Genomic DNA, 12,193 nt, shown 5'->3' with positions numbered 1-12,193 from the left:
CTCACTGCATGCCGTCAGTGCCATCATTGCCCTCGCCGTCCCATTGGCGGTGACCGCCGGGACCCTTCGGCAGTTCGTTCTTCTCGATTTTCCCGTCATTGTCACGGTCGAGCATGGCGAAGACCTTCTTCTGGCGGCTGGTGATGTCATCGGCGGTCAGCGTGCCGTTGCCCTTGGTGTCGTAACGGGCGATGATGCGCCTGGCCATCTGCTCGAAGCGTGCTTTCTCGAGCGCGTCGGCGAGCTGTGCCACGGTCAGCTTGCCGCCATTGTCGGCGACCATCTTCTTCAGCCGCGCGTTCATGGCGTCGGAGAACTGGTCGAAGGTGATGGTGCCGTCATTGTCCTTCATGACCTTGCCGAGGCGCATCATCATGCCGTCGCGCGGCCCGGCCACGGAGTGCTCGTCTGCATAGGCAGCGGTGCCGACGGCGCCGGCCAGGGCTGCGAAAACGAGTGCAAGTCTGGTTGTCTTTCTCATGGTCTTCTCCTGTTGCATCGTCACCCCCGATGCTAGAGCGGCGGACCTTCAATCCCCCGCTCTATCTCTTTGATTGAACATCGGAACCTCCCAAAGCAGGTCGCAATTTTGGGCCCGATGCTCTCGCCCGTACGGCTGGTTGCCGTCACGGTTGTTTCGCACGAAGCAGAAGGTCGAAATCCTTTCTGACCTTCTGCGACGTCTCCCCGAGATGCGCTTCAAGCACCCCGAAATCCGGCAGGTCGGTGACGGCCAGAAGCAGATCCGAAAGCCCTGGCGGAACGTCGTCGCGTTCGAACGCGCCGGTGAGGCAAAGCCGTATCATCTGGGTCAGAGCCAGATAGAGCGAATAGGCATCCACCAGTTCCTGCCTGACCTGGGCGCTGGCGAAATCCGGCGCCAGGCGCGACAGGACCTCAGCCGTGCCGGTGGCCCTGCGGCCTGCCTCGATCTTTCCGGTGATCAGCGCAACCTGGGCAATGAATTCGAGATCGATGAGGCCGCCCGGGATCAGCTTGATGTCCCAGGGATCGCGCGGCGGCTTCTCCTTGTCGACCATGGCGCGCATCTCGGATGCCTCGGCCATCACCTTGGCTGGATCGCGCGGCAGAGCGAGTACTGCGGCAACGTCCCCTTCGATCTCGCGGCAGAGCTCGGCATCGCCGCCGATCGTGCGGGCCCGCGCCAGCGCCATGTGCTCCCATGTCCAGGCGTCCTGGCGCTGATACTTCTTGAAGGCGTCGACATGAGTGGCCACCGGCCCCTTGTTGCCGGACGGCCGCAGGCGAAGGTCGAGCTCGTAGAGCACGCCCTCGGCGGTCGGCGCGGAAACGGCGGCGATCAGCCGCTGTGTCAGCCGGCTGTAGTAATGCGACGGGGCAAGCGGCTTGTCGCCGTCGGACTCCTCCGCATCGGCGTCGTGATCGTAGAGCAGGATGAGGTCGACGTCGGAGCCCGCCGTCAGTTCGCGGCTGCCGAGCTTGCCCATGCCGAGCAGCGCGACCCGGCCGCCGGCAATATAGCCATGACGCAAAGCGAATTCCGCCATCACCGCCTGCAATGCCGCCTCGATGGTCAGGTCGGCGAGATCGGAAAAAGCGCGGCCGGCGCGCGGCGGGTCGATCGACCCGGCAAGCAGCCTGACGCCGATCAGGAATTTTTGCTCCGAAGCAAAGATGCGCAGCCGGTCGAGCACGTCTTCATAGGCTCTGTCGCCTTCGAGGAAGGCGGCAAGGCGCGCCGACAGATAGGCGCGGTTTGGCAGTTCGCTCAGCAGCGCCGGATCGAGCAGCCCATCGAAGACATGCGGCCGGCGCGTGATGATGGCGGCCAGCCGCGGTGCCGCGCCCATGATAGTCGCCATCAGCTTCAGCAAAGCCGGATTCGACTGCAGCAGCGAAAACAGCTGGATGCCGGCAGGCAGGCCGGCAAGGAATTCGTCGAAGCGGATCACTGCCTCGTCCGCCCGCCGCGTCTGGCCGAAGGCTTGCAGCAGCGCCGGCGTCAGTTCGGTCAGCCGCTCGCGCGCCTCCGCCGACCGGGTGACGCGGTAGCGGCCGAAGTGCCAGCCGCGGATAACCCGGCAGATGTCGCTCGGCCGCTGGAAGCCGAGCCGCTGCAAGGTCTGCAAGGTATCGGGATCGTCGACGTCCCCGGTAAAGACCAGATTGCCGATGCCGGCCGAAAGCTCCGGCGCGGTTTCGAACAGCGCTGCGTAGTGGCGCTCGACCTGGTGCAGCGCCGCGCGGAACGTTTCGGCAAAGCCTGCCGCATCGGCAAAGCCCAGCATGCGGGCGACGCGCTCCAGCCCCTCTTCGTCCTCCGGCAGGATATGCGTCTGCTGGTCGGCAATCATCTGGATGGCATGTTCGACGCGGCGCAGGAACCAGTATTGCCTGGTGAGCGCATCGCGCGCGTCGGCGGTGATCCAGCCGCGCGCGGCGAGCTCGCCGAGCATCGGCACGGTCTCGCGGCCGCGCAGTTCGGGAAAGCGGCCGCCAGCGATAAGCTGCTGGGTCTGGACGAAGAACTCGATCTCGCGGATGCCGCCGCGACCGAGCTTGACATTGTGGCCTTTGACCGCGACCTCGCCATGGCCTTTGTGGGCATGGATCTGGCGCTTGATCGAATGGACGTCGGCAATCGCCGCATAGTCCATGTATTTGCGCCAGATATAGGGCTGGAGTTCCTTCAGGAACGCGGCGCCGGCGGCAAGATCGCCAGCCACCGGGCGGGCCTTGATCATGGCGGCGCGCTCCCAGTTCTGGCCGCGCGCCTCATAGTAGCGCAGCGCCGCCTCGACCGGGATCGCCAGCGGCGTCGAGCCGGGGTCGGGACGAAGCCTGAGATCGGTGCGGAAGACGTAACCGTGCTCGGTGCGGTCCTGGAGGATACGAACAAGCCGGCGGGTCAGGCGCGAAAACAGCTCTGTGGCATCGAGCGGATCGACGACGGCAGGCGCATCGGGGTCGAAGAAGACGACGAGGTCGATGTCGGAGGAGAAGTTCAGCTCATGCGCGCCGAGCTTGCCCATGCCAAGCAGAATCCAGCCCGAGCGTCGCGCCGGATTTTTGGCATCCGGCAATCGGAGCTTGCCTTGCTCATGCGCGTCGCGGAGCAGGAAATCGACAGCCGCACGCGTGCAGGCGTCGGCAAGGTCGCTCAGTCGCCGCACCGTCAGCGAGGTCTCGGCCTCGCCGGCGAGATCGGCCAAGGCGATCAGGAAATGCGCCTCCGCCTTACATTGGCGCAGCTCCATCATCAGGCTGCTTTCGGAGACGGCCTCTACGCGTGCTGCCGTGTCGACCGCGGCGCCGATCGATGACAGCCGCGCCTCGACGCTCCCGTCGAAAAGCGCATCGAGTATCCGTGGCCGGCGGCGCGCGGTATCGCGCAGGAACGGCGACAGGTCGAACACGGCGGCGAGGAAATCCTGGACGACCCCCTTGCCGGCGAGAGATTTCGCCAGTCGCGGCAGTTCCTTTTGCCGCGCGGCGTCGGCGATCTCCGACAATTCCTGCCTGGCGCGGCTTGCATCCAGTGGAACGAGCTCTACCGCCGGCTTCAACAGCCAGTCCGTTTCGAGGCGTCGCACTGCTATCCTTGCAACCATCAGCGATCGTCCCGCCCGGGAAAACTCATGACGACCGACAATCCGGGATTGCCGGGCAGAAGCTCAAGCCGTCCATTGTGGAATGTCATGATCGCCTTGGCGAGACTCAAGCCAAGGCCGGATCCCGGCTGCGAGCGGCTCTTTTCCAGCCGCACGAAACGCTCGGTCACCCTGGCGCGGTCAACATCGTCGGGAATGCCCTGGCCGTTGTCGGAGACGGCGAGTCTGATCTCGCTACCGACACGCTCCAGCGTCACGCGAACCGTAGGCCTGGAGGTCGAGTCGGTCGAATATTTGATCGCGTTGTCGACGATGTTGGACAGCGCCTGGCCAATCAGCTCGCGATTGCCGTTGACGGCGAAGGAACCTTGCACCGAAGTTTCGAGCGTCACGCCCGCCTCCTCCGCTACCGGCTCGTAGAGTTCGACGACGTCGTGCACGGCAGCGGCCAGATCAACCCTGGTGGTGCTTTCCGAGGAATAGCCGGCTTCCAGTCGCGAGATCATCAGGATGGCGTTGAAGGTCTTTATCAGCTGATCGGATTCGGCGATCGTTCCTTCCAGCGCCTGCCGGTAGTCGCTGGTGTTGTGCTTGCCGGAAAGCGTCGCCTCGGCGCGATTGCGCAGCCTGGTGAGCGGCGTTTTCAGGTCGTGGGCGATGTTGTCGGAGACCTGCTTCAGGCCCTCGTTCAGCGTGGCGATCCTGGCCAGCATGGAATTGAGGTTTTCCGACAGCCGGTCGAACTCGTCGCCGGCGCCGGTGACCGGCAGCCGGCCGGAAAGATCGCCGCCCATGATGCGGCGGCTCGCCTCCGACACGCTGTCGATGCGCTTCAGCGCCGCGCGCCCGACAAAAAACCAGATCAGCAGCCCGCCGACGCCCATCATGCCGAGCGCCAGCATCAGAGCGCGGCGAATGACGGCGCGGAAGCGCTCCGGCTCGCCGAGGTCGCGGCCGACCAGCATGATCATCTGGTTGGGCAGGCGCAGCACCAGGGCAATGGCGTTATGGCCCTTCTCGCCTTCGGCCTGTACTTCGCTCTGGGCGGGCTCGTTCGGGTCGGAGACCGGGTTGCGCTGCCGCTCGAGCTCGCCCTCGCCGAAGCGGCGGTAGGAGAACGGCTCGGTAGTCCAGCCCTCGGCCTCGATCACGCCCGGCTCCAGACTCTGCACGTTGCCGGTCAGGATCTGGCCGTTGGCATCGGCGATCAGATAGAGATTGGCGCCGGGCTGGCGGGAGCGCTGCTCGACGACGCGGACCAGCAGCGGGAGGCCGCCGCGCTGATAGGCGCGGGCGAGGCCGAGCACCTCGTCGTTGATCGTGTCCTGGGTCTGGCCGGTCAGCATGCGCGCCGACAGCGAGGTCATGTAGAACACGAGCAGCACCGCGCAGATGGCGAACAGCAGGAGGTAGAGCGCCGAAAGCCGCGCTGCCGTCGTCTTCATGATGGCCGGCACGGAAAGAGCCATGGGGTTCTAGCCGCTTTTCAGCATATAGCCGGCGCCGCGAACCGTGTGCAGGATCGGCTTGTCGAAGCCCTTCTCGATCTTGCCCCGCAGCCGCGAGATATGAACGTCGATGACATTGGTCTGCGGATCGAAATGGTAGTCCCAGACATTCTCGAGCAGCATGGTCCGCGTCACCACCTGGCCGGCATGGCGCATCAGATATTCGAGCAGGCGGAACTCGCGCGGCTGCAGCGTTATCTCGCGCCCGGCGCGGCGCACCGAGTGCGACAGCCGGTCGAGTTCGAGATCACCGACCCGGTAGACGGTTTCGGCTTCCCTGGCGCTGGCGCGGCGGTTCAGCACCTCGACGCGGGCGAGCAGTTCCGAAAACGCGTAGGGTTTGGTCAGATAGTCGTCGCCGCCGGCGCGCAGACCGGTGACCCGGTCGTCGACTTCGCCGAGCGCCGACAGGATCAGCACGGGCGTCGTATTGCCCCGGGACCTGAGCCCGGCAATGACGGACAGGCCATCGCGGCGCGGCATCATGCGATCAACGACCATGACGTCATAGTCGCCGGAATCGGCGAGCGCGAAGCCGGTTTCGCCGTCGCCGGCGACATGGGCGGTATGGCCGGCCTCGGCGAACGCCTTCTGCAGGTAGTCGGCTGCCTCGCGATCGTCTTCTATGACGAGAATCTTCATAGAACCGTTATACGCGATTTCGCTGGAAGATTGAGTGGCCGGCATATGCATCGTGGCCTTCTCCATGGCGTATCGCGAACAAAGTGATTCAGGGATACGCGGTAAGTCTTTGTTTTAGCATGTCGTAGCCTAAAACCGCTTCACGCCTTGAGCGGCATGTTCGAGCGGCAGCGGGCGATGGGAAGCCCGCTGCCGCTGGGGCGGAACACGATGACTGACGAACGTATTCAGGCCCCGTGCTTTCCCGTGCGGCGGCTCGGGGGTGTTGAAAACCGCCGCACCGGAAAAGTCGACCACTAGAGCGCCGCGCGTCCTCTTGGACGCGCAAAGGGCGCTCTAGCACCTTGAATCGGCGCATGAGCCTTTCCGAAAACGGAATACGTGTTCGGGGTCATGCGCTCAGCCCTTGGCGACAGGCAGTGCGACGAAGCGGTTGCTGTCGTCGCGGGTGATCTGCATCAGCACCGCCTTGCGGCCGGACTTCACCGCGTCGGCCATCGCCTTGTCGACGTCGCCGGCGCCGTTCACTTCCGCCGAATTGACGGAGGTGATGACGTCGCCGGGCTGGATACCGCGATCGGCGGCATCGCTGTCGGGTTCGACATCGGTCACCACAAGGCCCTTGCCATTGTCAGACTTGGTGACGGTCAGGCCGAGATCGGCGAGCGTGTCGGTCTTCGGCGCTGGGGCAGGCTGCTGGTCGGCCGAGGCCTGCTTGTCGCTCGACGGCAGCTTGCCGAGATCGACCTTGACCGCCTCGCTCTTGCCGTTGCGCCACACCGTGACATCGACAGATTTGCCGGGCGGGTAAGCGCCGATCAGGCGGGCGAGTTCCTTCGGCGAAGCAACGTCCTTGCCGTCCACCTGGGTGATCACGTCACCGGCGGTGATGCCGGCCTTCTTGCCGGGACCGTTGTCCTGCGCGCTGGCAACGAGCGCGCCCTTGCCGGACCCAAGGCCAAGCGACTCGGCGATTTCGGGCGTGACCGGCTGGATTTCGACACCGAGCCAGCCGCGCTGGACTGTACCGTTCTTCATCAGATCCTGCACGACCTGCTTGGCGGTCGAAGCGGGAATGTCGAAGGCAATGCCGACGCTGCCGCCCGACGGCGAGAAGATCGCGGTGTTGATGCCGACAACCTGGCCGTTGAGGTTGAAGGTCGGGCCACCCGAATTGCCGCGGTTCACCGAGGCGTCGATCTGGATGAAGTCGTCATAGGGACCGGCGCCGATGTCGCGGCCGCGGGCCGAAACGATGCCTGCGGTAACCGTGCCGCCGAGGCCGAACGGATTGCCGACAGCCACCACCCAGTCGCCGACGCGAACCTTGGAATCATCGGCGAAGTCGACATAGGTGAACTTGTTGCCGTCATCGACCTTGAGCACCGCAAGATCGGTGCGCGGATCGGTGCCGATCAGCTTGGCGTCGAGTTCCTTGCCGTCATTGGTCACCACGGTGAAGGCGGTGCCCTCCTCGACGACATGGTTGTTGGTGACGAGATAGCCGTCATCGGAGATGAAGAAACCGGACCCTTGCGCCACCGGCCGTGGCTGGTCGTTGTTGCGGTCACGGTGTCCAAAACGGCGCATTCCGTTCGGGCCCTGATCGCCGCCTTGATCGCCAAAGCCGCGGAATTCGCGGAAGAACCGGCGCAGCTGCGGGTTGTCGGGAAGATTGCCTAGACCGTCCTCGTCGTCCATCTGGCCGGAACCGTCATCGGCCGTCGACTGGATCTTGGCCTTGACGCGCACGCTGACAACCGCCGGCGAAACGCGCTCGACCACATCGGCGAAGCTTGGGACCTGCGGTGCCTCGACACGCACGGCGTCGGCCAGCACCGGGGCTGTCCCGGTGGCAACAGCACCAAAGCCGATCGCGCCGGCAATGGCCAGGGATGCGGCTGCGGCCAAAAGGCGTTTGCGGGTGCGTAGATATGAATTGGGGGCAACATTCATGGTTATCGTATCCTCTTTTCAAGGGACGCCCCTTGATTGGCATCCTCGACAAAGGAAATAGAGGGCCGCACATTACGGCGCCATTTCCGGTACATGAAACTTTCGTAATGTATCGATCAATCGCGGCGGAGCATCTTGTCCAGCGCCGCCTGTTCCTCGGCAGTTAATGCAGCGGTCACCGTCGAACGGCGCGAGCGGGCGGCCAGCAGGATGAATGTCCCGCCAACGAGCAGCAGAAGAACTGGCGTCCCCCAGAGCAAAACATTGCGCAGATTGAAGCGTGGCTTCAGCAGCACGAATTCGCCGTAGCGCGAAACGACATAGTCCATCACCTGCCGGTCGGTATCGCCGGCGACCAGGCGCTGGCGCACAAGGACGCGCAGGTCGCGGGCGAGGTCGGCATCGGACTCGTCGATCGACTGGTTCTGGCAGACCATGCAGCGCAGGCCTTCCGACAATGCGCGCGCCCTCGCCTCGAGTGCCGGGTCGGCCAGCACCTCGTCCGGCTTGACGGCCTGCGCGGCGCCGGCGAACAACAGCGCCAGCAGCAGGACCAGCGAGGCCAGCGTGGCCCTTTTCATTGCAGGCTCGCCGATGGCACGCCGGCCGCAGCCTTGCGGCGCGACGGTGCGCCGACGCGCAGGCGGCGGTCGAGCAGCGACATCGCCGCGCCCGCCATCATCACCAGTCCGCCGCCCCAGATCAGCGTCACCAGCGGCTTCCACCACAGACGAACGACCACAGAGCCATCGCTGCCCTCGTCGCCAAGCGAAAGATAGAGCTGGCTGAAGCCGATCGTCCTGATGCCGGATTCGGTCGTGGTCATCTGGCGCACCGGATATGAGCGCTTGGCCGAGGTGATCTCGCCTGCGACGCTGCCGTCGGCGCCAAGCAGGGTGAAGCGGCCGCGATCCTCACTGTAGTTAGGCCCCTGGGCCGGGTAGAGCCCCTCGAAGCGCAGCTTGTGGCCGGACAGTTCGACGGTCTCGCCGGCATGCATCGACAGGATTTTTTCGGTCCCGAAGCAAAGCGTGCCGACAATGCCGAGCGTTGTCAGCCCGAGGCCGAGATGCGCAAGCGCTGTGCCGAAGACCGAGCGCGGCAGGCCGGCGAAGCGCCTGAGCATGGTGGCGGGCGCGACGGTGCCGAAGCCGGATTTGACGGCGAGATCGGTGAGCGCGCCGCAGATCAGCCAGAAGGCAAGGCCGACACCGAGTGCCGCCAACACCGAAGCGCCATCGATGAACAGGGCCGTCACCAGCACCGCGAGCAGCGCCGCCGCGAAAGCCGCCATCAGGCGCTGGGCGACCGCGAAAATGTCGCCGCGCTTCCAGGCGAGTAGCGGCCCGAACGGCACGACGACCAAGAGCGGCACCATCAGCGGGCCGAATGTCAGGTTGAAGAACGGCGCGCCGACCGAAATCTTGTCGGCAGATAGGGCTTCGACGACGAGCGGGTAGAGCGTGCCGACCAGCACGGTGGCGGTGGCGGTGGTCAGGAACAGATTGTTCAGGACCAGCGCGCCTTCGCGCGAGATCGGGTGAAACAGGCCGCCGGCCGTCAGCAGGGAGGCGCGCAAGGCAAACAGCGCCAGCGAGCCGCCGATGAACAGCGTCAGGATGCAGAGAATGAACACGCCACGCGTCGGATCGGTGGCGAATGCGTGCACCGAGGTCAGCACGCCGGAACGCACCAGGAAGGTGCCGAGCAGCGACAGCGAGAAGGTCAGGATCGCCAGAAGCAGCGTCCAGATCTTCAGCGCCGAGCGCTTTTCCATGACGATCGCCGAATGCAGCAGCGCCGTGCCCGCCAGCCACGGCATGAAGGATGCGTTCTCGACCGGATCCCAGAACCAGAAGCCGCCCCAGCCGAGCTCGTAATAGGCCCAGTAGGAGCCCATGGCGATGCCGCCGGTGAGGAACATCCAGGCAACCAATGTCCACGGCCTTACCCAGCGCGCCCACGAAGCGTCAATGCGGCCCTCGATGAGGGCAGCGACAGAGAAGGAAAAGCAGATCGAGAAACCGACATAGCCGAGATAAAGCAGCGGCGGATGGATGGCGAGGCCGAGGTCCTGCAGGATCGGGTTGAGATCGCGGCCCTCGATAGGCGCCGGATTGAGCCTGACGAACGGGTTCGACGTCGTCAGGATGAACAGGAAGAAAGTGGCGCCGATCGCTCCCTGCACGGCAAGCACATTGGCCCGGAGCGTCGCCGGAAGATTGCCGCCGAAGACGGCGACGAGCGCGCCGAAGAAGGTCAGGATCAGCACCCAGAGCAGCATCGAACCTTCGTGATTGCCCCAGGTTCCGGTGATCTTGTAGATCAGCGGCTGCAGCGAATGCGAGTTCTCCCAGACGCTCTCAACCGAGAAGTCGGAGCCGGCGTAGGCGGTTGCCAGCGCCACGAAAGACAGCGCCGTCAAGGCAAAGCCGGTCAGCGCGGCCGGTGCGCCGACGGCCATCATCTTGTGGTTGCCGGTGCGCGCACCGAACAGCGGCACCATCGTCTGCACCAGGGCCAGCGCAAACGCCAGGACCAGGGCGAAATGTCCGGTTTCAACCATTGTCACCGCACCCGCTAGTCACTCTTGCTCTCCTGCCATACGCCCTTGGCCTTGAGGCCGTCGGCCACTTCCTTGGGCATATAGGTCTCGTCATGCTTGGCCAGCACGCTGTCGGCGACAAAGATTCCGTCAGGGCCAAACGAGCCTTCGGTGATCACGCCCTGTCCTTCCCGGAAGAGGTCGGGAAGAATGCCGGTATAGGTGACCTTGACGTCCTTCTGGTTGTCGGTCACCGAAAAGGCGACGGTGGCGCCTTGGCCACGCTCGACCGTGCCTTTTTCGACAAGACCGCCGAGCCTTATGCGCTGGCCCGGCTGAAGGCTGGCGGTGGCCAGATCGGCCGGCATGTAGAAATAGGAGGCCTTCTGGCCAAGCGCATAGAAGGTCAGCCCCGTGGCAACACCGAGAAACCCCAGCCCCGCTGCGATCACCGACAGTCGTTTCTGCTTGCGCGTCATCGTCTACTCCGTCGCCGTCACGCCAAGCGAGGCGGCAAAGGCGGTGAATTTCCTGGCCTGGTCACTGTCCGCGCCAAAGACGGCGATACCGCGATTGAGCGCGTCACGCGCCTGATCTGTCTTGCCCAGCACGGCATAGGAACGAACGAGCTGCATCCACCCTTCCTCGTCGCGCGGATTTTGCCGAAGCCTTTCGTCGAGGCCGGCAACCATGGTGCTGATCATGGCTTGCCGGTCCTGCGGCGACATCGAGGAGGCAGCATCGATATCCTCGGCGCTCGGCCCTTTCGCGGGCGCCTCAGAAGCGACGCTGCGGGCGGCGGATTCGGCCAGCGCCTGCTCGACGGCGCCGCGCCACGGCGAGCCCTGCGGCAAGGCGGCAAGCATCTTTTGCCAGGCCGCCGTGGCTTCAGCTATGCGGCCTTCCTGTGCCATGCCCATGGCGAGATAGAACGAGGCCTTCGGATTGGCCGGATCGAGCTTCAACGCCGCCTCGAAAGCCGCCTGCGCTTCGGCGGAGACAATGCCGCCGGCCGCATTGGCGATCGCCTCGCCAAGACCCGCCTGGCGGGCGGCGCTGTCGCCGTCGAGGCGGATGGCGTTGCGATAGGCGGTCACCGCATCGGCGTATCGCTGCATGCGCAGATAGACCGGCGCCAGCACGTCCCAGCCGCGGCCATCGGATGGGTTGGCCGCCAGGTGCGCCTCGGCGCGGGCTATCAGCTCGTCGACCGAGCTGTCGGCGGGGTTCTTGGCCAGGCGTTCGCTGAGCGGCTGCGACGGCAGGTCGGGTGAGCCGAGCTGGCCATAGAGGCCCCAGCTGACCAGCGGAACCAGCAGCACGGCCGCCGTCGCCACCAGCCTTGTCGACCGCGACGGCTGCGTCGCCGTCTCGTCGGCGTGGCCGGCATTGCTCAGGCGAAGGATGCGGCGGGCGATTTCGGCGCGTGCCTCTTCGGCCTCCATTGGCCGGATCAGGCCACGCGCCATATCGCGGTCAAGCTCGGCCAGCTGGTCGCGATAGACTTCAAGGTCGTGATCGCCGGCAGCGGACGCGTTCTTCGATCCGCCGGCCAACGGCAGCAGCACCGCCAAGCTTGCGCCCAGCGTCAGGAGTGCGGCTATGACCCAAAACAGCATGGCTCTTCCAATAGAACGAGACCCTTGCCCTGCCAACACAAGCGTGCTGCGACGCTTTGGCGGGGCCGCTCCGATCGATAATGCATGTCGCGCAAAAGTGTGCAGCGGTTTTGCGATAACGACCATGCATCAAAACAAGAACCTATAGCGCGTCGCATGACGACGGTCGAACGCGACGCGCTTTAGTGCCGGATCGGTATCGGCGGATCGACGGCCGGGCGTCTTTGTTGCGCAATTCCGGACGGAAAACCGTTTCACACTTTTCCTGGAATTGCTTGTCTTATGACTTTCGCTGCCGAATGGGTCAGAAAGGAACGCTGAGAGAGGGTA

9 protein-coding genes are annotated in these 12,193 nt (G+C 64.8%); all 9 read right to left on the bottom strand.

Features of this window, described 5'->3' with window-relative positions; all coding sequences use genetic code 11:
- Window position 1 precedes the first annotated feature (1 nt).
- Window positions 2–481, bottom strand: coding sequence for an EF-hand domain-containing protein (locus NKH28_RS17140; protein ID WP_352471018.1), 480 nt, complete (start codon window positions 479–481; stop codon window positions 2–4).
- Window positions 482–626: 145 nt separating this feature from the next.
- On the bottom strand, window positions 627–3,593 hold the full coding sequence (locus tag NKH28_RS17135; protein ID WP_352979781.1) for a bifunctional [glutamine synthetase] adenylyltransferase/[glutamine synthetase]-adenylyl-L-tyrosine phosphorylase: 2,967 nt from the start codon (window positions 3,591–3,593) through the stop codon (window positions 627–629).
- Window positions 3,593–5,062, bottom strand: a complete 1,470-nt coding sequence (locus tag NKH28_RS17130; protein ID WP_352819406.1) for a sensor histidine kinase — start codon at window positions 5,060–5,062, stop codon at window positions 3,593–3,595. The genes NKH28_RS17135 and NKH28_RS17130 overlap by 1 nt, the downstream gene beginning before the upstream one ends.
- A 6-nt stretch (window positions 5,063–5,068) precedes the next feature.
- The gene (locus NKH28_RS17125; protein WP_254819962.1) at window positions 5,069–5,743 is read right to left on the bottom strand and encodes a response regulator transcription factor; all 675 of its coding nucleotides are present in this window, start codon (window positions 5,741–5,743) and stop codon (window positions 5,069–5,071) included.
- A gap of 399 nt (window positions 5,744–6,142) precedes the next feature.
- Complete coding sequence (locus NKH28_RS17120) at window positions 6,143–7,699, bottom strand: Do family serine endopeptidase (protein WP_352616897.1); 1,557 nt, start codon at window positions 7,697–7,699, stop codon at window positions 6,143–6,145.
- A gap of 116 nt (window positions 7,700–7,815) precedes the next feature.
- On the bottom strand, window positions 7,816–8,280 hold the full coding sequence (locus NKH28_RS17115; protein ID WP_352616899.1) for a cytochrome c-type biogenesis protein: 465 nt from the start codon (window positions 8,278–8,280) through the stop codon (window positions 7,816–7,818).
- A complete protein-coding gene (locus tag NKH28_RS17110) occupies window positions 8,277–10,265 on the bottom strand; it encodes a heme lyase CcmF/NrfE family subunit (protein ID WP_352819404.1) in 1,989 nt (662 codons plus the stop codon). The genes NKH28_RS17115 and NKH28_RS17110 overlap by 4 nt, the downstream gene beginning before the upstream one ends.
- A 14-nt stretch (window positions 10,266–10,279) precedes the next feature.
- Window positions 10,280–10,723 carry a cytochrome c maturation protein CcmE gene (ccmE, locus tag NKH28_RS17105; RefSeq protein ID WP_352471012.1) on the bottom strand — a complete coding sequence of 148 codons (444 nt, stop codon included), beginning with the start codon at window positions 10,721–10,723 and terminating at the stop codon, window positions 10,280–10,282.
- A gap of 3 nt (window positions 10,724–10,726) precedes the next feature.
- A complete protein-coding gene (gene ccmI / locus NKH28_RS17100; protein ID WP_352471011.1) occupies window positions 10,727–11,863 on the bottom strand; it encodes a c-type cytochrome biogenesis protein CcmI in 1,137 nt (378 codons plus the stop codon).
- Window positions 11,864–12,193: the final 330 nt, after the last annotated feature.

The organism is Mesorhizobium sp. M1227 (genome assembly GCF_040318315.1).
In the GTDB taxonomy this organism is placed as follows: domain Bacteria; phylum Pseudomonadota; class Alphaproteobacteria; order Rhizobiales; family Rhizobiaceae; genus Mesorhizobium.
The sequence above is the reverse complement of the archived record's forward strand: the minus strand, read 5'-3'. Positions and strand labels throughout refer to the sequence as shown.

Excerpts from the sequence above, each read along its gene's own strand:
- NKH28_RS17140 (WP_352471018.1), bottom strand. The coding sequence starts at position 481 with ATGAGAAAGACAACCAGACTTGCACTCGTTTTCGCAGCCCTGGCCGGC.
- NKH28_RS17135 (WP_352979781.1), bottom strand. The coding sequence starts at position 3,593 with ATGGTTGCAAGGATAGCAGTGCGACGCCTCGAAACGGACTGGCTGTTG.
- NKH28_RS17130 (WP_352819406.1), bottom strand. The coding sequence starts at position 5,062 with ATGGCTCTTTCCGTGCCGGCCATCATGAAGACGACGGCAGCGCGGCTT.
- NKH28_RS17125 (WP_254819962.1), bottom strand. The coding sequence starts at position 5,743 with ATGAAGATTCTCGTCATAGAAGACGATCGCGAGGCAGCCGACTACCTG.
- NKH28_RS17120 (WP_352616897.1), bottom strand. The coding sequence starts at position 7,699 with ATGAATGTTGCCCCCAATTCATATCTACGCACCCGCAAACGCCTTTTG.
- NKH28_RS17115 (WP_352616899.1), bottom strand. The coding sequence starts at position 8,280 with ATGAAAAGGGCCACGCTGGCCTCGCTGGTCCTGCTGCTGGCGCTGTTG.
- NKH28_RS17110 (WP_352819404.1), bottom strand. The coding sequence starts at position 10,265 with ATGGTTGAAACCGGACATTTCGCCCTGGTCCTGGCGTTTGCGCTGGCC.
- ccmE (WP_352471012.1), bottom strand. The coding sequence starts at position 10,723 with ATGACGCGCAAGCAGAAACGACTGTCGGTGATCGCAGCGGGGCTGGGG.
- ccmI (WP_352471011.1), bottom strand. The coding sequence starts at position 11,863 with ATGCTGTTTTGGGTCATAGCCGCACTCCTGACGCTGGGCGCAAGCTTG.